General features: G+C 56.0%; 22 protein-coding genes and 1 riboswitch. Of the genes, 14 read left to right on the top strand and 8 right to left on the bottom strand.

Going from position 1 to position 20,357, the window contains the following annotated elements; genetic code table 11:
* Nucleotides 1–190 precede the first annotated feature (190 nt).
* Nucleotides 191–1,714, bottom strand: coding sequence for a fumarate hydratase (locus AACY26_RS04005; RefSeq protein ID WP_339511199.1), 1,524 nt, complete (start codon nt 1,712–1,714; stop codon nt 191–193).
* 210 nt (nt 1,715–1,924) lie between these two features.
* Here AACY26_RS04005 and AACY26_RS04000 point away from each other — a divergent pair, with 210 nt between their 5' ends.
* From AACY26_RS04000 to AACY26_RS03990, 3 genes are read left to right on the top strand one after another with little or no spacing between them, the layout of a single operon-like run.
* The gene (locus tag AACY26_RS04000; RefSeq protein WP_339511198.1) at nt 1,925–3,052 is read left to right on the top strand and encodes a GGDEF domain-containing protein; all 1,128 of its coding nucleotides are present in this window, start codon (nt 1,925–1,927) and stop codon (nt 3,050–3,052) included.
* The gene (locus AACY26_RS03995; RefSeq protein WP_339511196.1) at nt 3,045–3,983 is read left to right on the top strand and encodes an iron-sulfur-binding ferredoxin reductase; all 939 of its coding nucleotides are present in this window, start codon (nt 3,045–3,047) and stop codon (nt 3,981–3,983) included. Before AACY26_RS04000 ends, AACY26_RS03995 begins: the two co-directional genes overlap by 8 nt.
* 38 nt (nt 3,984–4,021) lie before the next feature.
* On the top strand, nt 4,022–4,792 hold the full coding sequence (locus tag AACY26_RS03990) for an enoyl-CoA hydratase (RefSeq protein WP_339511194.1): 771 nt from the start codon (nt 4,022–4,024) through the stop codon (nt 4,790–4,792).
* Nucleotides 4,793–4,913: 121 nt separating this feature from the next.
* Here the strand turns inward: AACY26_RS03990 and pyk are convergent, their stop codons facing one another.
* Nucleotides 4,914–6,365 (bottom strand): pyruvate kinase, encoded by a 1,452-nt coding sequence (gene pyk / locus AACY26_RS03985; RefSeq protein ID WP_339511192.1) that lies wholly within the window; start codon nt 6,363–6,365, stop codon nt 4,914–4,916.
* A 367-nt stretch (nt 6,366–6,732) separates the two neighbouring features.
* On the opposite strand from pyk, the gene AACY26_RS03980 reads away from it, so the two are divergent.
* From AACY26_RS03980 to AACY26_RS03970, 3 genes are read left to right on the top strand one after another with little or no spacing between them, the layout of a single operon-like run.
* The gene (locus AACY26_RS03980; RefSeq protein WP_339511190.1) at nt 6,733–7,107 is read left to right on the top strand and encodes a tetratricopeptide repeat protein; all 375 of its coding nucleotides are present in this window, start codon (nt 6,733–6,735) and stop codon (nt 7,105–7,107) included.
* A 59-nt stretch (nt 7,108–7,166) separates the two neighbouring features.
* Complete coding sequence (locus AACY26_RS03975) at nt 7,167–7,589, top strand: DUF4124 domain-containing protein (protein ID WP_339511188.1); 423 nt, start codon at nt 7,167–7,169, stop codon at nt 7,587–7,589.
* 59 nt (nt 7,590–7,648) lie between these two features.
* Complete coding sequence (locus AACY26_RS03970) at nt 7,649–8,005, top strand: PilZ domain-containing protein (RefSeq protein WP_339511186.1); 357 nt, start codon at nt 7,649–7,651, stop codon at nt 8,003–8,005.
* A 179-nt stretch (nt 8,006–8,184) separates the two neighbouring features.
* Here AACY26_RS03970 and mqo read toward each other — a convergent pair whose 3' ends face one another.
* A complete protein-coding gene (mqo, locus tag AACY26_RS03965) occupies nt 8,185–9,702 on the bottom strand; it encodes a malate dehydrogenase (quinone) (protein ID WP_339511184.1) in 1,518 nt (505 codons plus the stop codon).
* A 991-nt stretch (nt 9,703–10,693) separates the two neighbouring features.
* Between mqo and AACY26_RS03955 the strand changes: the two genes are divergently transcribed.
* Complete coding sequence (locus AACY26_RS03955; RefSeq protein WP_339511180.1) at nt 10,694–11,278, top strand: YajG family lipoprotein; 585 nt, start codon at nt 10,694–10,696, stop codon at nt 11,276–11,278.
* 67 nt (nt 11,279–11,345) lie between these two features.
* On the opposite strand, the gene AACY26_RS03950 is transcribed toward AACY26_RS03955, so the two are convergent.
* Nucleotides 11,346–11,552: a hypothetical protein gene (locus tag AACY26_RS03950; RefSeq protein ID WP_010486314.1), complete on the bottom strand. Its 207-nt coding sequence runs from the start codon at nt 11,550–11,552 to the stop codon at nt 11,346–11,348.
* A gap of 389 nt (nt 11,553–11,941) precedes the next feature.
* Between AACY26_RS03950 and AACY26_RS03945 the strand changes: the two genes are divergently transcribed.
* Nucleotides 11,942–12,226, top strand: coding sequence for a hypothetical protein (locus AACY26_RS03945; protein ID WP_339511177.1), 285 nt, complete (start codon nt 11,942–11,944; stop codon nt 12,224–12,226).
* A 61-nt stretch (nt 12,227–12,287) separates the two neighbouring features.
* On the opposite strand, the gene AACY26_RS03940 is transcribed toward AACY26_RS03945, so the two are convergent.
* Complete coding sequence (locus AACY26_RS03940; RefSeq protein ID WP_339511175.1) at nt 12,288–13,451, bottom strand: 1-acyl-sn-glycerol-3-phosphate acyltransferase; 1,164 nt, start codon at nt 13,449–13,451, stop codon at nt 12,288–12,290.
* A 154-nt stretch (nt 13,452–13,605) separates the two neighbouring features.
* On the opposite strand from AACY26_RS03940, the gene AACY26_RS03935 reads away from it, so the two are divergent.
* The 5 genes from AACY26_RS03935 to AACY26_RS03915 all read left to right on the top strand — a co-directional run bounded on the left by AACY26_RS03935 (nt 13,606) and on the right by AACY26_RS03915 (nt 16,707).
* A complete protein-coding gene (locus AACY26_RS03935; RefSeq protein WP_010486319.1) occupies nt 13,606–13,788 on the top strand; it encodes a CPXCG motif-containing cysteine-rich protein in 183 nt (60 codons plus the stop codon).
* Entirely contained in the window at nt 13,788–14,048 is a 261-nt protein-coding gene (locus AACY26_RS03930) for a putative signal transducing protein (RefSeq protein ID WP_339511172.1), read from the top strand. The genes AACY26_RS03935 and AACY26_RS03930 overlap by 1 nt, the downstream gene beginning before the upstream one ends.
* Before the next feature lie 68 nt (nt 14,049–14,116).
* Nucleotides 14,117–14,734 (top strand): SOS response-associated peptidase, encoded by a 618-nt coding sequence (locus AACY26_RS03925; protein ID WP_339511170.1) that lies wholly within the window; start codon nt 14,117–14,119, stop codon nt 14,732–14,734.
* Between the two features lie 94 nt (nt 14,735–14,828).
* Complete coding sequence (locus AACY26_RS03920; protein WP_339511168.1) at nt 14,829–15,644, top strand: M48 family metallopeptidase; 816 nt, start codon at nt 14,829–14,831, stop codon at nt 15,642–15,644.
* 73 nt (nt 15,645–15,717) lie between these two features.
* Nucleotides 15,718–16,707, top strand: a complete 990-nt coding sequence (locus AACY26_RS03915) for an NAD-dependent epimerase/dehydratase family protein (RefSeq protein WP_339511166.1) — start codon at nt 15,718–15,720, stop codon at nt 16,705–16,707.
* Between the two features lie 74 nt (nt 16,708–16,781).
* Here AACY26_RS03915 and AACY26_RS03910 read toward each other — a convergent pair whose 3' ends face one another.
* The 3 genes from AACY26_RS03910 to AACY26_RS03900 form a co-directional block, all read right to left on the bottom strand.
* The gene (locus AACY26_RS03910) at nt 16,782–17,366 is read right to left on the bottom strand and encodes a TMEM165/GDT1 family protein (protein WP_339511164.1); all 585 of its coding nucleotides are present in this window, start codon (nt 17,364–17,366) and stop codon (nt 16,782–16,784) included.
* Between the two features lie 14 nt (nt 17,367–17,380).
* Nucleotides 17,381–17,577: riboswitch (yybP-ykoY riboswitch) on the bottom strand.
* Between the two features lie 47 nt (nt 17,578–17,624).
* Nucleotides 17,625–18,623, bottom strand: coding sequence for a class I SAM-dependent methyltransferase (locus AACY26_RS03905; protein WP_339511162.1), 999 nt, complete (start codon nt 18,621–18,623; stop codon nt 17,625–17,627).
* 30 nt (nt 18,624–18,653) lie between these two features.
* A complete protein-coding gene (locus AACY26_RS03900) occupies nt 18,654–19,619 on the bottom strand; it encodes a 2-hydroxyacid dehydrogenase (protein ID WP_339511160.1) in 966 nt (321 codons plus the stop codon).
* Nucleotides 19,620–19,695: 76 nt separating this feature from the next.
* Here AACY26_RS03900 and AACY26_RS03895 point away from each other — a divergent pair, with 76 nt between their 5' ends.
* Nucleotides 19,696–20,325, top strand: a complete 630-nt coding sequence (locus AACY26_RS03895) for a LysE family translocator (RefSeq protein WP_339511716.1) — start codon at nt 19,696–19,698, stop codon at nt 20,323–20,325.
* The last annotated feature ends 32 nt before the right edge of the window (nt 20,326–20,357 follow it).

The following is a 20,357-nucleotide window of genomic DNA, read 5'->3' as shown; positions in this document are numbered from 1 at the left end:
AACGGCTTATGCGCTAGATAATGCGGCAATCAAAGAGAACTTGGCATGCCTGTGCCTGAACATGTATCAATGCATTACCAGCGGAACCATCTGCGGTATTCAATCCAGGCAACACAAAGCAAAACGCCCCGAACCAGTCGGGGCGTTTTGAGCTTTGCAAGCCGCGAGCATTCAGCTGCGGAATGTGTGCTTACTTGACTTCCACAGCCAGGCTTTCAGTGATCTTTTTGTTCCAGATCGCCGGGCCTGTGATGTGCACAGACTCGCCCTTGGTGTCGACTGCCACAGTGACCGGCATGTCTTTGACCTCAAACTCGTAGATCGCTTCCATGCCCAGCTCGGCGAATGCCAGCACTTTGGACTTTTTGATTGCCTGCGACACCAGGTACGCAGCGCCGCCAACAGCCATCAGGTACACCGCTTTGTTGTCCTTGATCGCTTCGATGGCGATTGGGCCACGTTCGGATTTACCGATCATGCCCAGCAAGCCTGTGCTTTCGAGGATCTGGCGGGTGAACTTGTCCATCCGCGTTGCAGTGGTCGGGCCTGCTGGGCCAACGACTTCGTCACCCACAGGGTCAACTGGGCCGACGTAGTAGATGAAGCGGCCCTTGAGGTCGACGGGCAGTTCTTCGCCGCGGTTGAGCATTTCAACCATGCGTTTGTGCGCCGCATCGCGACCGGTGAGCATCTTGCCATTGAGCAATACGGTTTCACCCGGCTTCCAGCTTTGCACGTCTTCTGGAGTCAGGGTGTCGAGGTCAACCCGGCGCGCCGATGGACCGGCTTCCCAGACTATTTCCGGGTAGGCGTCCAGCGATGGCGCTTCAAGCTCAGCAGGGCCGGAGCCGTCGAGCACGAAGTGGGCGTGACGGGTGGCTGCGCAGTTAGGAATCATGCACACCGGCAGCGAGGCTGCGTGGGTTGGGTAATCCATGATCTTGACGTCGAGAACGGTGGTCAGGCCGCCAAGACCTTGAGCGCCGATGCCCAATTGGTTGACCTTCTCGAACAGCTCAAGACGCAGCTCTTCAAGGCGGTTCTGCGGGCCGCGTGCCTTTAATTCGTGAATGTCGATTGATTCCATCAACACTTCTTTGGCCATCACAGCGGCTTTTTCAGCCGTGCCGCCAATACCAATGCCGAGCATGCCTGGCGGACACCAGCCTGCGCCCATGGTCGGTACAGTCTTGAGCACCCAGTCAACGATCGAATCGGACGGGTTAAGCATGGCCATCTTCGACTTGTTCTCGGAGCCGCCGCCTTTGGCTGCGACGTCAACCTCAACCTTGTCACCTGGCACGATGGAGAAGTGGATAACCGCTGGCGTGTTGTCCTTGGTGTTCTTGCGAGCGCCTGCCGGGTCAGCCAGGATTGAGGCGCGCAGCACGTTTTCAGGCAAGTTATAGGCGCGGCGCACACCTTCGTTGATCATGTCGTCAACGCCCATGGTTGCGCCATCCCAGCGTACATCCATACCTACGCGAATAAAGACAGTGACAATGCCGGTGTCCTGGCAAATCGGGCGATGGCCGGTAGCGCACATGCGCGAGTTGATCAGGATCTGGGCCATGGAGTCGCGTGCAGCCGGCGACTCTTCACGCAGGTAGGCTTCGTGCATTGCCTGAATGAAGTCAACGGGATGGTAGTAGGAGATGAACTGCAGGGCGTCTGCAACGCTCTGGATCAGATCGTCTTGCTTGATCACGGTCATGCTTGGCGCTCCTTTATTTGGGCAGGAACTTGATGGGTGCACCGATAGGGCTATCCGGTGTGCGTACGGTAAAAAAGGGCGCGTAGTATAGCGCGCAGTCAGGCTGGCGGGCACCCGCCTGATGCGGCTTAGATTCTGCACATCAGTAGCTAGTTAGTTTACAGAGTTAAAGGTACAGTAGTGGCAAGATGCCTTTATGGGATGGAGTCCATGAGTAAAAGTGCTCAAGTCCTTGCTAGCCGCACCCTGCAGAGCCTCATGCTGAAGCGCTTTGGTATGGCCGTCTTTACCTATTTTCTAGCGATGGTTCTGGGCACTGTCGCCTTTATCTACAATCATCTAGAGATACCGTTGAGCAATTTTCTATTGCTGAACGCAGGCGTCGTAATCAGTCAGTTGGTGTTTCTGGGCCTGTTTCTTTCGGGTAGGAACTTGCTGTTTCAGGACCCCAGCCTGACCGAGCCGCAGGTGCTGGTTGGTTTGGTCTTGCAGACCCTGAGCCTGTCAATGCTTGATGATGCCCGTGGCCCAATGCTGATCATGTATGTATTGATCTTGATGTTTGGGGTTTTTCAACTTAGGCCAAAAGTGTTCGTGCGTTGCGCCATCGTGGCGTTTATCGGTTTCGCTGGTTTGAATATTGTTGAGGCCTACAATCTGAAGTTATCCAGGCCTGAGCTGGCGGTACTGGAGGTTTGTGTACTCAGCGTGGCACTGGCCTGGTTGAGTTTGTTCGCCAGTTATGTGCACAGTATGCGCCAGCGCATGCGTCAACGCCGCTTTGCGCTGCAGGCTCACCAAGACACCTTGCGCGGTATGATGCGCCAGCTTGAGGACCTGGCTTCAACGGATGAACTTACTGGTTTGTTCAATCGTCGACATTTCCTCAATATTGCCTCCCGTGAATTATCCAGCCTGCGCCGTGGGCACAAGCATGGCCTAGCGCTGATTGACCTGGATCATTTCAAGCGCATCAACGATATTCATGGCCACGCTTCCGGTGACCGAGTGTTGCAGACGTTCGCCAGCGTTGCACAAACCTGCCTGCGTGATGGCGATGTGGTCGCGCGTTATGGTGGCGAAGAGTTTGTGCTGTTATTGCCTGATACCGAGCCAGACCACTTTGTAGCCTGTTGCGAGCGTTTGCGTGAGGCCTTTAGCCGGGCGGAACCTTTAGGTATAAAGGTGGATAATCTCAGTTTATCGGTAGGAATGACCTTGCTGGAAATGGACGACGACCTGGACGAAGCACTGCACCGTGCCGATCAAGCGCTGTACCAGGCCAAACGCACTGGCCGCAACCGTTGCGCGGCCGCCTGGGCCAATGCGGATGCCTGAGCTGCGTGCGGCGGGGCAAGTATTCGACGTTGCCCCGGCAGCAAACCTGCTCGATACCTTGCTCGATCTTGGGATAAAAGTGCCATACAGCTGTCGGGCAGGCAGCTGCCATGCCTGTATCGTGCGTTGTGTGGCTGGCGAACCGCAAGACAACCAACCGCAGGCGCTGGATGCCCAAAGCAGGGCGCAAGGCTGGCGGTTGGCATGCCAATGCCAAATCGTTTCTGACCTGAGTGTCGAACTCTATGACCCGGCCAAACAGGCGAGGCGTGCAACCCTTTCAGCATGTGATTGGCTCAGCGCTGATGTGTTACGGCTGCGCCTGATCCCCGATAAACCCGTGATTTATCGTGCTGGGCAGCATGCCTTGCTCTGGACGGCCGATGGTATTGCACGGCCTTATTCTTTTGCCAGCCTGCCTGAAGTCGATCCTTTTCTGGAGTTTCATATCGATTGTCGGCGTAGCGGGGCATTTTCCAATGCGGCGCGTTTGTTCAAGGTCGGTGACGATCTGCATGTCGGCGTGGTCAGCGGCGGTGCCTTGCGCTACGAGCTGGACTGGCAAGAGCGGCCATTGCTTTTACTGGCCGCTGGGACTGGGCTGGCCCCTCTTTATGGCGTGCTGCGCGATGCCTTGGCGCACAATCATCAAGGCAAGATTCGTCTTATTCACAGTGCCCATGACGCCCAGGCGCTGTATTTGCGCGAGCCCCTGCAAGCTCTGCTGGGTAGCGCTTCTCAGCTCGAGATCCAGCAAGTCAGCACGGCTGAGTTGCCCGCGGCTTTGGCGCAACTGCGGCTTGTCTCCCGGCAAACACTGGCCTTAATCTGCGGGCAACCCGATAACGTCGAGTTATTTGCGCGCAGCCTGTATATGGCAGGCGTGCCGCGCAACCAGACCTTCTCAGATATTTTCTTGCCGCACGCCTAGTCGTTTCATGCGTTTGCGGACTGTTACCAGGAGTTCGCATGACCGAGCACATACTGACTGAGCGCGAAGGCGAGGTGATGATTGTGCGTATGAATCGCCCCGAGAAAAAGAATGCGCTGACCCGGGCGATGTACAAAACCATGGCTGAGTTACTGACCCAGGCCGATCAGGATGCCAGCGTTCGCAGTGTCTTGATCACCGGTGGGCATGATTGTTTCACCAGTGGCAATGACGTTGCCGATTTTCTGCAAGCACCGCCTGCTGGCTTGAACAGTGAAGTGTTCATGTTTATGCAAGCGCTGTTCGACTTCTCCAAACCGGTGGTTGCGGCTGTTTGTGGCCCAGCCGTAGGCATTGGTACAACCCTGCTGCTGCATTGCGACCTGGTTTATGCCAGCCGTGATGCGACCTTGAAGATGCCATTTGTGAGCCTGGGGCTTTGCCCTGAATACGGTTCCAGCATGATCTTGCCGCAGTTGCTCGGCCAGGCAAAAGCCACGGAATTGTTGCTGTTGGGCAGTGCATTCAGCGGCGAGCAGGCGGCTGCATGGGGAATTGCCAATCAAGCGCTACATGATGGCGCGGCGACAATCGCCAAGGCTTTTGATATGGCCCAGCGTTTTGGCTCACTGCCGCCCACGGCATTGGCGGACAGTAAACGGCTGATGCGAGCACCCAATCGTGAGCAATTGCGCCAGGTTATCGTTGAGGAAGGCGAGTTGTTCAGCCAACGCCTGCACTCGCCGGAAGCACGCGAAGCCATGACCGCCTTTATGCAGCGGCGTAAGCCTGATTTTTCTAATCTGTAGCTGATTTCCCTGGGCGAAACGCTTTGCCTGATCCTGGCTTGGTAACGGCTTGCGACCCTTTGCAAAAACCAAAACGCCCGATGCATGCATCGGGCGTTTTGGGGGTATAGCTTTGCGAGGCTTAGATCAACGCTTCGCCGACATGCAGGATCTTCATGCCGTTGGTGCCACCGATGGTGTGGTAACTGTCGCCCTTGGTCAGGATGACCCAGTCGCCTGGCTCAACCACGCCGCGCTTGAGCAGTTCATCCACAGCCGCCTGGCTGACTTGCTCTGGCGGCAGTTCAGCTGGGTCAAAGGGTACTGGGTAGACGCCGCGGAACATGGCTGCGCGTGCTTGTGTGCCGCGGTGCGGAGAGAATGCGTAGATAGGCACCGAAGAGCGAATCCGCGACATGATCAGTGGCGTGTAGCCGCTTTCAGTCAGGGCAATAATCGCTTTGACACCCGGGAAGTGATTGGCGGTGTACATCGCCGCCAGGGCAATGCTCTCGTCGCAACGCTGGAAACGCTCGCCCATGCGATGCTTTGAGGTCTTGCTGGTTGGGTGCTTTTCGGCACCGACACAAATGCGCGCCATTGCCTGCACCGCTTCAAGCGGGTAGGCACCAGCGGCACTTTCTGCCGAAAGCATGACGGCGTCGGTGTAGTCGAGCACGGCGTTGGCAACATCAGAAACCTCGGCGCGGGTTGGCATCGGGTTTTGAATCATCGACTCCATCATCTGCGTGGCAGTGATCACAGCCTTGTTGTGCGTACGCGCATGCTGGATGATTTTCTTTTGAATGCCGACCAGTTCAGCATCACCAATTTCGACGCCCAGGTCGCCACGGGCAACCATCACGGCATCGCTGGCGCGGATCAGGCCGTCGAGGGTTTCGTCGTCGGCAACCGCTTCTGCACGTTCAATCTTGGCGACCAGCCATGCCGTGCCGCCCGACTCATCGCGCAGTTGGCGTGCGTATTCCATATCAGAGGCATCGCGTGGGAACGAGACTGCGAGGTAGTCAAGGTCCATTTCGGCGGCGAGCTTGATATCGGCCTTGTCTTTTTCGGTAAGTGCTGGCGCAGTCAGACCGCCGCCGCGACGGTTGATACCCTTGTGGTCCGAGAGCGGGCCGCCAATCAGTACCGAGCAATGCAGGGCGTCACCAGTGGCGGACTCTACGCGCATGACCACACGGCCGTCGTCGAGCAGCAACTCGTCGCCCACGCCGCAGTCTTTCACCAGGTCCGGGTAGTCGATACCCACGATGTCTTGCGTGCCTTCTGTCAGCGGGTGGCTGGTGGAGAAGGTGAAGGTGTCGCCAACGGCAAGCTCTATACGCTTGTTGGTGAATTTGGCGATACGAATTTTAGGGCCTTGCAAGTCACCGAGCAGCGCTACATGGCGGCCATGTTTGGCCGCAAGGTCACGAACCAGTTTGGCCCGTGCTTTATGCTCGTCGGGTGTTCCGTGGGAGAAGTTCAAGCGAGCGACATCAAGCCCAGCGAGAATCAGTTGTTCAAGCACCTCGGGCGAGTTGCTGGATGGGCCAAGTGTGGCAACGATTTTGGTACGACGAAAGGTCATGCACAGACTCCTGAGTTGAAGCTGGCTGGGAGGCTACTACGCTGTAAGGCTGTAGTCATTGTTCATCTGCACTACCGGCTTATTTAATCGGTCATTATCTGGAAACCACTGAAAAACTACAGCGTTACCTTTTTTCATTGGTTCCCTTGCTCACAGGGTGCAGGTAAGGGTGTTTTATCGCCCTTCATTACTGGATACAGGTTAGTACGACTCAATACCGCCAGTGCTGCCTTGTCTATTTCCAGCCAAGGAAGGGCTTTCGCAGTAAGAGTTTAGGCGTTTTAGGTTGCAGCTAATGTTCGTCAGCGCTTTGCACTGAAGCTTTTTGCGGGCGTGCCGATAGCCTCTTCATTGAAGGAGAGAATGTATGCGGACCCTATTGTTGATAGCTGTGCTGATGGCCATGTCAGGCTGTACGCGCTGGGCGCTTGATCGCCATTTGAACAGCGCTTATGAGGCGTATGACAAAGGCAATTGTGAAGCGGTGATGCTCGAGTTGTCGCAGGCCGAGCGTTACAGCCGTTCCAGACGCTATATACAGCCGGAAATTTCATTGCTGCGTGGGCAATGCCTTGAGCGTCAGAACCTGTTTGTCGATGCTGCGCAAACCTATCAATTTATAATCAGTCGCTATCCGGCAAGCGAGTATGCATTTCGTGCGCAAGCCCGGTTGCAGACGCTCAGTGAACTGGGGCATAAAGTCACGCCAACCCGGCTGAAAACAACCGGTACTGCGCTTTAGTAAAAGGGCCTGAGTGCTCTTGGTTGGCGAGGTTCTCAATCTGCTGCGGTGAGGGATGTATGCGGTTGTTTGTTTGGCTATTGCTGTTGCCTGGATTGGCTACGGCAGAGATTTATCGATGGACCGACGCCAATGGCCAGGTGCATTTTGACCAGCGGCCGGTCGGGCAGGGCGCCGAGGTTGTTGAGGTCAAGCCGCAGGTCATCGAGCGTGACCAGGCCACCCGCAACAGTGAGCAGCGCTCTGAGCGATTTTATGATGCGCGTCGCCAGGAACAGGCGGAGGCAAACGCGGCATCTGCCCAGCGCCGCAGTGAGCAAGATGCCAAATGCCGGGCGTTACGCGATAACCTGGCGCAAATGCCTGAAGGGCGTCGTTATTACCGAGTTGAGGCTAATGGCGAACGAACCTACTACAGTGATGAGCAACTGGATAAGGCGCGCGCTGATTTGCGCCAACAGATTGCCAGTGGTTGTCAATGAACTGGTCTAAATGAATAAGTGCGGCCATACTACCTGACAAAACATAGCGATATGCCACTATGCCAATGCAGCGACACATTGAGCGTCATCAATTACCTTACTACTTGAAGGTATACAATCGCGTCACTGATAAGCCTATGGGTTATATAGGCAACGTATCATTTGACGGCATGTTATTGGTCAGCCAATTGCCGATGCTGGTGGGTGGCCGTTTCGACATGCGGATCAAGATTCCCGGCAAGCCCACGCAATGCTTTATCGACTTTACCGCGACATGCCAATGGTCGCATGAGGATGTGACGCCAGGTTGTTTTGACTCGGGTTTCTCATTGATAGCGCCGCCCGCCGAGTACACCGAGATGGTTGAAGCGCTTCGCGTCTACTTCAGCTTTCACCCGCTTTCGGCGTCAGCCTAACCGCTACCCCGCCAGTTCCTCATAAGCGCCGCAACTGCTTTTAGCCTTAGCCCCAAGCACGTACCCAGCTAATTGTGCTCGGGCTAAATTAACCAGCGAAACTGAAAACACCCTGCAAAGCATAGCCTTGCAGGGTGTCTAGATGACGCTAACCGCCGTTGCCGGCGGCCTTGATGCCGTTAATTCAACTCAGCTTCGGCCATTTCTGGCTCGGTGAGTTGCAATAGACGGTTGCAGCGCGCCTGAACCTCGCGGTAACGCTCGGCATCTGTCGCCAGCACATCACTCATTGCTGGGAAGATGGTGTTGAGCTTATTGCTCCACTGCTCGGATTTAGCCTGTTCAGGGAAGCAGCGGCGGATGAGATCAAGCATGATCGAAACCGTCACCGATGCACCTGGTGAGGCACCCAGCAGAGCCGCTAGAGAACCATCAGCCGCCGCCACCAACTCAGTACCAAATTGCAGGATGCCGCCACGCTTTGGATCTTTCTTGATGATCTGTACGCGCTGGCCGGCGATTTCAAGGCGCCAGTCAGCAGGGTTCAGTTCAGGGTAGAAGCCGCGCAGGGTTTCGATGCGCTTCTCTTCCGACTGCATCACTTCCTTGATCAGGTAGCGAGTCAGGTCGAAGTTATCGCGGGCAACGGCGAGCATCGGACCGATGTTATTGGGCCGTACCGACAGCGGCAGGTCCATCAACGAGCCATGACGCAGGAACTTGGTCGAGAAACCAGCATAGGGTCCGAACAGCAAGGACTTCTTGCCGTCGACAACGCGGGTGTCCAGGTGTGGTACCGACATCGGTGGAGAGCCAACCGCTGCCTGGCTGTAGACCTTGGCTTGATGGTGCTTGACCACTTCAGGGTTGTCGCAGCGCAGCCATTGGCCGCTGACCGGGAAACCGCCAAAGCCTTCGCCTTCTGGAATACCCGACTTCTGCAGCAATGGCAAAGCCGCACCACCTGCGCCGAGAAAGACGAACTTGCTCTGAAGCTGGCGGGTGCTGCCATCTTTGGTGTTCTTGATGGTTACACGCCAGCCATCACCGCTGCGCTCAAGCCCGGTGACTTTCTGGTTGCACTTGACCAGCGCATCAGGCTGCTTGCTCAGGTGGTCGAGCAGGTGTTTGGTCAAGGCGCCGAAGTTGACGTCGGTACCGGCCATCACACGGGTGGCGGCATTGCGCTCGTTCGGGTCGCGGCCTGGCATCATCAGTGGCATCCACTGCGCCATGGTTTCGCGATCTTCGGTGTATTCCATCTCTTCAAAGGCGTGATGCTTGCTCAGCGCCTCAAAGCGAGTCTTGAGAAATGCGATACCTTTCTCGCCGCGCACGAAACTCAAGTGCGGCACCGGATTGATAAAGCTTTTCGGAGAGCCGAGGCTGCCTTGTTCAAGCAGATAGGCCCAGAATTGCTTGGATTCCTCGAACTGAGTATTGATGGTGACCGACTTTTTGATGTCGATCGAGCCATCCGCCGCCTCAGGCGTGTAGTTCAGCTCACACAGCCCGGCGTGGCCGGTGCCTGCGTTGTTCCAAGGATTGGAGCTTTCAACGGCTCCGGAATCCATCAGTTCAACAATTTCAAGCTTGATGCTCGGATCGAGTTCTTTCAAAAGTACGGCCAAAGTCGCACTCATGATACCGGCACCGACAAGCACCATATCTACTGCTTCGTAATCGTTTTGCGCCATTACCACTTCTCCAAAATCAGCACCCAAATCTCGGCTTTAAGCCTTCGCGTGAAACTTCGCAGGTCAGCTGTTGCTGAGGTCTCCGCTGGTTTGGGATTGAGTGATAACAGAGCGTTTACCACACGCAATGCTGTTCATATTTTCGCCACACTCTTGTGAAGTTGTTAAAACCGTTTTTTTCACGCTCTTTTGGAGTCGTGAACCTCAAAAGTTCGCGCCGCTGATTGGCATGCGTCAGCCGTTCGCTCAACCGATGCGGCACAAGATGCCGGCATTGTTGCACGACCAACCAATTGATTGCAGCCAAAGCAGGGTGCGAAGTGGGCGACTCTCTGGGGCATTGCCGATGGCTTGTGCATCAGCGGGACGGCGAGGCCGATCAGGAGGCGTCCTTATAATCGGGGCGCGATTATAAGGCGAAAGCGGAAAAATTGATCGCCTCGTGTGACTTTTATTCTTCCGCCGGTCAGGCAGCCAACGGTTTTTTGCGATTTGAGTATGTGACGACCGGTGCGATTCTGGCGCTTGGCGGCAATGGTTGATTTAGCCAGTTGAGGTGGATTTCTCTTATCTCAACCCAGCCAACGCCAGACGGGGCCTGGGCTGACTGCCTGAAGGCGCGGCACAGGCCATAGCTATCGAGCAGCGCAAAAGTACGGATTGGACGGTGCGGTGCGAACAGCGAACGCAATAATGACATGGTTAATACCTCGCTTTCACAAAGACTAAGGTTCCTCGGAAAACTGCTGTGTTAGCGATCACGGGACAGTTCATGCCAGGCGACCTCCGATGGTGGTCGTTGAGGCTTGTACCAGTGGCGCTTGTTGCGCTTTCTGAAACCTTGAAGGCTTTATCCCACAAGTGCATTACAAGGCCATTACAGGAACCGGTAGTGGCCTTTTGCAGTCTTATTGCTTGACGCTGTTAGCGCACCCGCTGGCTGGGTATACTGCCGGCAACTTTTTTGCGTCTCAAATAGGGAGAAACGAGCATGCTGCACCGCCTGTTTATTGGTCTGTTAGCTGTAGCGAGCCTGACATTGGCTGGCTGCGCACTCAGCCCTCAACAACTTAATCCCGATCCGAAGCTGACCGGCCCGCTTACAGCCGTTGGTCGTGGCCAGCCGGTTGTAGTTCGTGTGGTTGATGGTCGTCCGTCTCCAGTGCTGGGCACGCGTGGTGGCTTGTACCCGGAAACCAGCTCGATCTCCGTCTCGTCCAATAGCATAGTGCCCAAGCTGCAAGCCCAGGCTGAAGCCGCTCTACGCCTGCTGGGTTTCACTCCGACGGCCAACGCCGTCAATGCACCGAGCTTGACCCTGACCTTGGCTGATTTGAAGTTCCAGTCGCCCAAGGACAACATGTTCGTCAATGAGTCTGACATCAGCGCAACCATCCGTGCTGAAGTGCAGAACAGCACCCGTCGCTACACCGGGCGTTACGGCGCTTCACTGAACCAGCGTTCCGGAACCGCACCGAATCAGGAAACCAACACCAAGTTGGTCAGCGATGTACTCAGCGATGCGCTGACGCGTAGTTTCAAAGATCCCACTATTGGCCAGATTCTGGCTCAGTAAGCGTTCGCCTAGCAGCAAAAAGCCCGCAATTGCGGGCTTTTTGCTGGGTGCTTATCGCGGGCGGCCCTCATGCGGCATCGTCATAGAGTTCAGGCAGGCTGAAACCTGTGTGCATGTCGATATCGGGCAGGTCGTAATGTTCATGACCGCCCATTGAGCAGTACACCAGCCAGTGATTGTCCTGAACGTTGAAAGAAAGCTCGTCGATCACATCGTCCACTTCGTCCAGCGATTCAATCATGTAATCGTGGTCAACAGGTTGTGGGTTGAGCATGACAGTTTCCTCTTCTCTAACCTAGGAGGCGCGCCGCGCAGTATTGCGTGGGTGCGTAACATAGAGGATTCAAACATTAGGCCAGTTATATGACGATTTTCAGACAGCTTTGATCTGAGCTTTTCATTCGTCGGAAGTGAATCATCTAAGCAACTGGGTCGCGTAAACTGCAGCGCTTTATTGTGGGCCTCTCAGGGCAGAGAAGGCTTTGATGCGGTTGCTCAAACCTCGCTGAAATCGGGCTGTATGGCGCGCCTGACCCCTTCAAACTGAAGTTTCAGGCGTAAGTAGCGCTGCCTTGTTCAGACTTTTCGGCAGTTTTGGGGTGGTTTGTCCCCTTGTTGGTGCAGGCGATGGCAAGTTGCACCAGCTTAGATGTGGAGATGTTGATGTTCCTGCAAGCGTTATGGTCATTGTTTTTGGCGTATCCAGGACAAACAGTTAATGGCCTGGCGTTGTTCTTTGCCGTGGCTGGCGCGGCGTTGCTAGTCATGACCCGTATCCGTGAACAGCGTGCGTTGGCGCGTATGGCCAGCTCTAATGCAGGTAAGCAGGCTGATGGTGCGGCAATGATTGAGCTGCCGACCCAGCGCTTGAATCCGTTTTTTTACAGTTTCGCCAGTGTGGCGTTGGTGCTTGGCTTGCTGTTGTCCGAGTTGAGCACACAACTCTAAGTGTCGACCTGAACCAAAAAAGGCAGCCTGAAAGCTGCCTTTTCTGATCAAGCGCACCGGCTTACAAGGCCAGCCCTGCCTTGACTCGGTACTGGTTGCGCACCGGGTTGGCGTATTGCAGGATCAGGTACGGCTGCTGTTCGGCAGGGCATGCGGCCAAGCGCTTTTGCCACTGCTCCTTGGCAGTATCAAGCTCGTCCTTGGCGAACAGTTCAGCGGCTGTCGGCACCTCTAGCTGCGGATCACGCTGCGCCCACATCTCGTAAGCCAGGTAGTGAACCGGGAACAAGCGGTAGTCGCCGAGAATGCACTGATCCATTTTTAGCGCCAGTTGCTTGCTGTCTTCGCACTCATCCTCAATCGGCTTGCCAAAGTGAATGTGCACGCGACCTTTGTAGCCTGTAATGCCCAAGGCGATGCTCAGGTCGTCTTCACCAGCAGCCTTTTCATAGGTGCCAGTGGTTGCGCGGATATACAACTCGCGCGCTTTGGCCAGGTCGCAGGGGTCGTATTCATAGCTGATCGACACCGGGGTCAGCTTCAGTGAGCGGATTACATCACCGAATGGCTCGGTTTTGCGGCTCATATGAAACATCTTGAGGATTGCCGAGTCAGTTCTGTCGTCACCGTCTTTGGCACGGCCTTCGGCCTGGGCGATCCAGATCGATTCACAGTCATTGATAATCGAATGGCTGATATAGGCCGAGAGCAATTGGTAGGCCGCCATTTTTTCGCGGCGACCACTAATGGTGCGGTGCACGATAAAACTTTTGTTGAGGCGCATCAGGTCGCTGACAAAGGGCTTTTGCAGCAAGTTATCGCCAATCGCTATACGCGGTGTCGGCAAGCCTGCGTGGTAAACCGCATAGTTGACGAAAGCCGGGTCCATGACGATGTCACGATGGTTGGCCAGCAGTAAATAGGCGCTGCCGCGCTTGAGGCCTTCTACACCTGAATAGGTGACGCCGTCTGTGGCATCTTCAATCGAGCGGTCAACATAGGGCTCAACTTTGTCCTGCAGCGCAGAGACAGAATTGACACCAATAAACTCTTTGCGCAGCCGATAGGCTATAAGTGGTTTAAGCAACCAACCAAATGGCTTGGCCAAGCGCGGGAAACGGAACTGGGTGAGGATGCCGAGAAATACGTCGTCCGCAAGCAAGCGCGCCAGAACGGCGGGAACTTCTGCGTCGGCGTAGGGCCGTATGGAATCGAATTCGCCCATCATGATCTCATGTGATTAGCTGGCAAGGTGATGCCAGGCTTTGAAGTAAAGGCCCTGCATTTACTGTGGGTCTGCATCGAGGCGCATATCAACAGTATGTGCATGGGCTTGCAATAGACCCGCCATTATACCCTCAAGTCACAAGGAGGCTTAGATGCTCGAAAGTCAGATGTATCAATGCCCGTATTGCGGTGAGACGGTTGAGGCCCTGCTCGACCTCTCTGCGGGAGATCAACAGTATATTGAAGACTGCGAAGTGTGTTGTCGGCCGATTGTCTTTGACCTCTCGACTAATGGTGAGGACTGGACATTGGATGTCAGAGGGGAGAATGACTGATGCAACGTATCTATGAACCGCGTGACCTGATCGAGGCTGAGCTGTTACTCGGCATGCTCGCCAGTGAAGGAATAGAAGCCTTTATTTCAGGGCAACACCTGGCTGGGGCTGTTGGCGAGTTACCGGCTAGCGGTTTGCTTGGGCTTATGGTCAATGACCTGCAAGCCGGGCAGGCACGTGAGCTGATCACTGCGTACAATGGTGCACAACCGCTACCGGGTGATGAGCCCGAAAGCTATCTAGGCGAGCTGGTCTGTTAGCGCGCTTCGTCGAACCCGGCATGCGATGCCTGTGCATTGCATGACCTGCTGCTCAATTGAGTCAAACCATGTGTGGACGTTATGCTTTTTTCCGTTGGTCGCCGGCATTTTCCGGCTTGCCCGGTTTTCCGCCGGACCAACAGCCACATTGGAGTATCTCGCCCAACTCCCAAGTGCTTTTGTTGCATCGTGAAGCCGGTGAGCCAAGGCTCAGCCGTGTGCGTTGGGGTCTGACCCCGGCCTGGTTGACTGATCTCAGTAAAACGCCGGCCCAGGCACGTGCCGAAACCGTCGCCGACCAGCCGATGTTCCGTGACGCATTTCGCCAGCGCCGGGGATTGCTCCCCGCCAATGGCTTTTACGAATGGCGCGGCACGACCCGCAAGCGCCCTTACTGGCTGGCTGGCGATACGCCGACATTGTATTTTGCTGCACTTTGGGAGGCGTACCCAGTCGATGGCGCGGTGTATTTAAGCGCCGCGGTGATTACCCAAGCCGCGGCCAACCAGCGTAGACCACTGATTTTGAATGAGGCCCAGCAGCAACTCTGGCTTGATGCCGAGACGCCGCTTGATGTGCTGCTGGACCTACTCAACAGCCCGCAACCTCAATTGCGTGAGCGGGTCCTTGCGAATCTGGTCAATGATCCAAAGCTCGATGCCCCGGAATGCCTCACTCCGGCCTAACTGCGTTGGAACCACTGCCTATCCTGATGTTTTTACAGTTGCTCAGCGGTGCTGTGCGGCCTAGCATATCCGCCTTACTCAAAGGAGATTCAGGATGAACAAGTCGTTGTCCGTAACGGCGCTCGCTGCGGCACTGGTGCTGGCAGGATGCCAAGCTGTGAACACTACCAGCGGTGGTGCCGTGGGTGTCGATCGCAAACAGTACATGTTCAGCATGCTCTCGACCGAGGAAGTTAATCAGTCTTACGCACAGTCCTATAAAGAGACGGTGGCTGCAGCTTCAAGCAAGGGCAAACTGGAAAAAAACACGGCCGATGCCAAGCGCTTGCAAAACATCGCCAATCGTTTGATCAAGCAAGCGCCGAACTTTCGTCCTGACTCCGCGCAGTGGCAATGGGAAGTTAATTTGATCGATAGTCCAGAGCTGAACGCTAATTGCGGCCCAGGCGGCAAGATTATTTTCTACAGCGGGCTGATCGAAAAACTAAAGCTGAGCGATGATGAAATTGCTGCGGTCATGGGCCATGAAATTGCCCACGCCTTGCGTGAACATGGGCGTGAAGCCATGTCCAAGGCCTATGGAATAGAGATCGCCAAGCAGGGCGCTGGTGCGTTGTTGGGGCTCGGCCAAGATGTCATGGGGCTCACCGACTACGCCGTGCAATATGGCATGACGTTGCCTAACAGCCGCTCGAATGAAAACGAAGCAGACTTGATCGGCCTGGAATTGGCCGCGCGTGCCGGTTATGACCCGAACGCGGCCGTCAGCCTGTGGAACAAGATGGCCAAGGCCAGTGAAGGCGCACCACCGGAATTCATGAGCACTCACCCTTCATCAGATAGTCGCATTGCCTCGCTGAAGGCTGCTATTCCAAAGGTTATGCCGCTCTACCAGCAGGCCAAGCGCTAACTCCAACCTGTGAATTAAACAGCCCAGCGAGCGCTCAGCTTCTCTGGGCTTTTTTATCGGCAAAGGTGAAGTTGTGAAGTACGCAGTCATTGGCTCTACCGGTTTACTGGGCCACCACAGCGCACGCGCCATTCGCGCGGCGGGGCATGAGTTGGTGCTGATTCATCGGCCGTCATCACGTATTGAGCGTCTCGCCTATCTGAACCCCGAATACCGAGTGGCCGACCTGTTTGATCATGAGGCGTTGGCTCAGGCGTTAAGGGACATTGACGGCGTCATCTTTAGTGCAGGTTATTACCCAACTCGGCCTCGGCGCTGGCAGGATGACGTATCGACCGCGCTTGACCTCAACAATCATTTCTATGCAGCGTGCCTGGCTGCCGAGGTGCCGCGCATTGTCTACACTGGCGCAGCGATTGCCTTGCCGCGTCATCCGCAAGGCGAGCTGGGTCATGAAGGGTTGTTCTATGCAGCCATGCCGAGCTGGCGTAATGGTTATTTGCTGAGTAAGTGGGCGCTTGATGAACAAGCCCGAGAGCAGGCTCGCAGCGGACTGCCGGTGATTACGGCGATTCCTGCCATGACCTTGGGCGAATACGATTATGGACCGAGCACGGGGCGCTTGATCACAGCCATCGCCCAGGGGCAAATGACGCGCTATGTGCAAGGCGCGCGCAATGTAATTGATGCCGCCGAAGCGGGGCGTGGGTTGCTGCTGGCGTTGGAGAAGGGGCGCTTTGGCGAGCGTTATCTGTTGACCGGCGACAACATCATGCTGTCCGAGCTCAGCGCGAAGATTGCCCAGCAACTGGGCGTGCCAGCACCAAAGCCTGCATCATTACACCTTGTAAGGGTTATCGCCGCCCTTGGACGTTTACGTTATCGGTTGATCGGCCAGCTACCGTTACTCAGTGATACGGCAATTGCCGTGATGGCGGGTGGCCAATTTCTCGACGGCAGCAAGGCGCGAGAGGAGTTGGGGTTCGTGGCCGAACAGTCACTGGATGCAACTTTGGCGCGCACTATTAAGTGGTTTGGTGATAACGGTTATATCGATAAATAATTGCGTTTGTTCAGGCGGCGCGGCGCGTCTCCAAAGCCGCGCGACCTGAACCCGTATCTCAGCGTCCGGTGCGATTATAAATAGCCGCTGAGCTTCAACGCCTGGTAGGCCGCGTACACTGCTAGAACCGCAAAGGCGCTTGCCGCCAGGCGACGAATCAAGGTCAGCGGCAAGCGTTCAGCGGCAAAATTACCCACCAAAACCACGGGAACGTTGGCCACCAACATGCCCAATGTGGTGCCGATCACCACCAGAATCAAATGTGGGTATTGCGCTGCCAGCATCACCGTCGCGACTTGGGTCTTGTCGCCCATCTCAGCCAAGAAGAAGGCGATCAAGGTCGTCAGGAAGGGGCCGTAGCGCTTGAGGCCCGAGGCTTCGTCGTCATCGAGCTTGTCCGGCACCAGTGTCCACAAGGCCACTGCGATAAACGAGATGGCGAGCACCCAGCTGAGCGTCGCGGGGGAGAAGAGTCCGGCCACCCAATTGCCTACGGCTCCGGCGACAAAGTGGTTGGCCAGGGTGGCGACGATGATGCCAGCGATAATCGGCCAGGGTTTACGAAAGCGTGCCGCCAGCAATAGCGCAAGCAGTTGTGTCTTGTCGCCGATTTCAGCCAGGGCAACGATCAGGGTAGGGACGGTTAAGGATTCTAGCATCAGGCTTCCTGAGGGGCGGGTCAAAACGGCTATGACACGTACAGCCTCCCCGCCCCGGGTAAGGTGTGCGTGTCATAGGTCTTGTCAAACCGCTGGCCGCTTGGGCCTGGGTCGCACTCGCCATGGTCTGTTGACCAAGTATGTTGACGAGCGCCGGGCAAACGCGCTGCTGCGCAGGGTTTGCGGGAGACTACTCCCCTAGGACGCGGGCATTCTGCCTAAAGAGGCGAGGTTGGGCAAGTTGAATTAAACAAAGGCTTAGTTCTTGCGGGCGTCGTAAATACGAAAACCTTTTGCCTCGGCTTGTGTCGTGCAGGTACCAAGGTGCTGTTCGATCAAGGCTGGATATTTCAGGAAGCTATTGGCGACTATGCGTAATTGGCCGCCGGGCTTGAGGTGTTCGGCAGCTTGACGCAGCAGGTTTTCGCTGGCGAGGTAGTGCGTGTGCACACCTTGATGAAACGGCGGATTGCTGAGGATAGTGCTCAGCCCTAAGGGTGCCGCATCAATTCCGTCGCCGCAAATAACCTCGGCTTCAAGGTTGTTAAGCGCCAGGGTCAGGCGGCTACTGGCAACGGCAAAGGCATCGACATCCAGCATGCTTATCTGGCTATCTGGATAGCGGCGTTTCAGGGCTGAGCCCAGCACCCCGGCGCCACAGCCAAAGTCGAGCATATGCCCCGGCTGCAGGCCGTCCAGGTGTTCGAGTAGCAGCTGGCTTCCTACATCAAGGCGACCATGGCTGAACACGCCGGGCAAGCTGGCCACTGTTAATGGACCATCGGCCAGTTGCAAGGTGTAGTGCTGCGCCAGCGCTTCAAGGTCGGGCGCGGGCGGCGCGTTATCGACCCGTACCTGCCAGAGCTGGCAATGACGCGCGCTGTCGAGTTTTCGTGGTTTACCGAACGCCGCCATTTGCTTGGCTGCGCGCTCAATGCCGGCACGTTTCTCTCCGACTAGAAATAAATCACCGCCGGCCAGTTGAGCCGCCAGTGCAGTGAGCAGGTATTCGGTCAGGTCACGGGACTTGGGCAGGAACAGTACCGCAGCTGGCGCTGCGATTTGCGGGGCGTTGACACCAAAGTGGTTACGCCCGGCAAAACGTGATTCAAGCAGGCCATGGTCACCTGCGTGCCAGCTCCAGCTCTGGGCATTGGCTAAATGCCCGAGCAGGTCATCGCTGGGTAATCCCGCCAAGAGTAGTGGGCCGGCAAACAACTCTGCCTGTCGCAGCAATACTTCACTTCGCGGGTCCATGGTCGCTCCTCGATTTAAAAGGCGCGCAGCTTAGCTGACTACGCGACGCGCTGCACCGCTGAAAAATGCCTGAGCATTTTCTGCCATCTGCACCACGATACGCTGGCGCGCTTCTTTGCTGCCCCAAGCACTGTGCGGAGTGATAATCAGGCGTGGGATATCACCTGCCAGCAATGGGTTGTCGTTGCTAGGTGGCTCCTGGGTGAGGACATCGGTGGCCGCTCCGCCCAGATGACCGCTGCGCAAGGTGTCAGCCAAGGCTTGCTCGTTGATCAGGCCGCCGCGTGCGGTGTTGATGATATAGGCCGTTGGCTTCATCAATTTGAGTTGTTCGGCGCCCAGCATGTTTTCAGTGTCGGCATTGAGCGGGCAGTGCAGGGTCAGTGCATCAACCTGTGGCAGCAGCTCGGCCAACGGCAGGCGGTCAGGGCGGGCCGGGCGTCCAGGAATTTGTCCGATCAGGATACGCATGCCGAATGCCTCAGCCAGTTTGACAACGGCACCGCCCAGTTCTCCGTGGCCGAGTACACCCAGGGTCTTGCCTTCGAGCTCGACGATCGGATAGTCCAGCAGGCAGAACTGTGATGATTTTTGCCACAGGCCTGCCGCTACATCACGTTGATAGTCCGGGAGTCGAGTGGCCATGGCCAGCAATAGCATCAGGGTGTGTTGCGCGACCGAAGGCGTGCCGTAGCCTTGGCAGTTGCACACTGTCACTCCGTGCTCTCGCGCAGCTTTCAGATCGACGTTATTGGTGCCGGTTGCCGAGATCAGAATTAACTTGAGGTCCGGGCAGGCAGCCAATGTTTCAGCGTTGATGACGGTCTTGTTGATGATGGCGACTTGAGCACCTTGCAGACGTTCAATGATCTGTTGTGGCGTAGTGCGATCATGCACGCGAAGCTCACCAAAGGCCTGCTGCAAAGGCGCCATGTCGAGGTCGCCGAGGTCAAGAGAACTGTGGTCGAGAAATACTGCGAGGTGACTGTTGCTCATCAGCTGTACCTTTATTTGGCGGGTGGAAAGGGCGTAGTCTTGCGAGATTAACAGACTCATGGGAATGAAGACTGCCATGTATTGGGCCGAGTTTTTTACCGTAGCATTAATCCATCTACTGGCCGTTGCCAGTCCGGGGCCGGACTTTGCGATTGTGGTGCGCGAGAGCGTAGGCTTTGGCCGGCGTGCAGGGATTTACACCGCCTTGGGTGTAGGTGTCGGTATTTTTGTCCATGTAGCTTATTCATTGCTCGGCATTGGCCTGATCGTATCGCAATCGATCGTACTCTTTAACGCCTTGAAATGGCTGGCTGCGGCTTATCTGCTGTATATCGGCATCAAGGCATTGCGCGCTAAACCGGCAGATCCGACGAGCCTCGACTTGGATAAACCGGTTGGCGAACGCAGCGCGCGCGGCGCTTTCGTCACCGGTTTTGTGACCAATGGGCTCAACCCGAAAGCCACATTGTTTTTCTTGTCGTTGTTTACCGTGGTGATCAACCCACACACGCCGCTGTCGATTCAGGCTGGCTACGGGGTGTATCTGGCGGCTGCAACGGCATTGTGGTTTTGCCTAGTGGCGATCTTGTTTAGTCACCGGCGTGTGCGGGCTGGCTTCGCGCGGATGGGCCACTGGTTTGACCGGCTAATGGGCGTGGTTCTGGTGGGGCTGGGTATCAAGCTGGCGTTTACTTCGTTACGCTAGAAGCCTTGCATCTAAACACCAAAACGCCCGGC

The organism is Pseudomonas sp. RL_15y_Pfl2_60 (assembly GCF_963970595.1).
Taxonomy (GTDB): Bacteria; Pseudomonadota; Gammaproteobacteria; order Pseudomonadales; family Pseudomonadaceae; genus Aquipseudomonas.
This window is presented reverse-complemented; position numbering and strand designations above follow the sequence as displayed.

What these genes read in the sequence shown, in the direction of transcription:
- AACY26_RS03980 (WP_339511190.1), top strand. Translation starts at nt 6,733, where the DNA reads ATGCGGACCCTATTGTTGATAGCTGTGCTGATGGCCATGTCAGGCTGT.
- AACY26_RS04000 (WP_339511198.1), top strand. Translation starts at nt 1,925, where the DNA reads ATGAGTAAAAGTGCTCAAGTCCTTGCTAGCCGCACCCTGCAGAGCCTC.
- AACY26_RS03950 (WP_010486314.1), bottom strand. Translation starts at nt 11,552, where the DNA reads ATGCTCAACCCACAACCTGTTGACCACGATTACATGATTGAATCGCTG.
- AACY26_RS03905 (WP_339511162.1), bottom strand. Translation starts at nt 18,623, where the DNA reads ATGGACCCGCGAAGTGAAGTATTGCTGCGACAGGCAGAGTTGTTTGCC.
- AACY26_RS03910 (WP_339511164.1), bottom strand. Translation starts at nt 17,366, where the DNA reads ATGCTAGAATCCTTAACCGTCCCTACCCTGATCGTTGCCCTGGCTGAA.
- AACY26_RS03940 (WP_339511175.1), bottom strand. Translation starts at nt 13,451, where the DNA reads ATGGGCGAATTCGATTCCATACGGCCCTACGCCGACGCAGAAGTTCCC.
- AACY26_RS03930 (WP_339511172.1), top strand. Translation starts at nt 13,788, where the DNA reads ATGCAACGTATCTATGAACCGCGTGACCTGATCGAGGCTGAGCTGTTA.
- AACY26_RS03935 (WP_010486319.1), top strand. Translation starts at nt 13,606, where the DNA reads ATGCTCGAAAGTCAGATGTATCAATGCCCGTATTGCGGTGAGACGGTT.
- AACY26_RS03995 (WP_339511196.1), top strand. Translation starts at nt 3,045, where the DNA reads ATGCCTGAGCTGCGTGCGGCGGGGCAAGTATTCGACGTTGCCCCGGCA.
- AACY26_RS03990 (WP_339511194.1), top strand. Translation starts at nt 4,022, where the DNA reads ATGACCGAGCACATACTGACTGAGCGCGAAGGCGAGGTGATGATTGTG.
- AACY26_RS03925 (WP_339511170.1), top strand. Translation starts at nt 14,117, where the DNA reads ATGTGTGGACGTTATGCTTTTTTCCGTTGGTCGCCGGCATTTTCCGGC.
- mqo (WP_339511184.1), bottom strand. Translation starts at nt 9,702, where the DNA reads ATGGCGCAAAACGATTACGAAGCAGTAGATATGGTGCTTGTCGGTGCC.
- AACY26_RS03975 (WP_339511188.1), top strand. Translation starts at nt 7,167, where the DNA reads ATGCGGTTGTTTGTTTGGCTATTGCTGTTGCCTGGATTGGCTACGGCA.
- AACY26_RS03920 (WP_339511168.1), top strand. Translation starts at nt 14,829, where the DNA reads ATGAACAAGTCGTTGTCCGTAACGGCGCTCGCTGCGGCACTGGTGCTG.
- AACY26_RS03895 (WP_339511716.1), top strand. Translation starts at nt 19,696, where the DNA reads ATGTATTGGGCCGAGTTTTTTACCGTAGCATTAATCCATCTACTGGCC.
- AACY26_RS03945 (WP_339511177.1), top strand. Translation starts at nt 11,942, where the DNA reads ATGTTCCTGCAAGCGTTATGGTCATTGTTTTTGGCGTATCCAGGACAA.
- AACY26_RS03900 (WP_339511160.1), bottom strand. Translation starts at nt 19,619, where the DNA reads ATGAGCAACAGTCACCTCGCAGTATTTCTCGACCACAGTTCTCTTGAC.
- AACY26_RS03955 (WP_339511180.1), top strand. Translation starts at nt 10,694, where the DNA reads ATGCTGCACCGCCTGTTTATTGGTCTGTTAGCTGTAGCGAGCCTGACA.
- AACY26_RS03970 (WP_339511186.1), top strand. Translation starts at nt 7,649, where the DNA reads ATGCCAATGCAGCGACACATTGAGCGTCATCAATTACCTTACTACTTG.
- pyk (WP_339511192.1), bottom strand. Translation starts at nt 6,365, where the DNA reads ATGACCTTTCGTCGTACCAAAATCGTTGCCACACTTGGCCCATCCAGC.
- AACY26_RS04005 (WP_339511199.1), bottom strand. Translation starts at nt 1,714, where the DNA reads ATGACCGTGATCAAGCAAGACGATCTGATCCAGAGCGTTGCAGACGCC.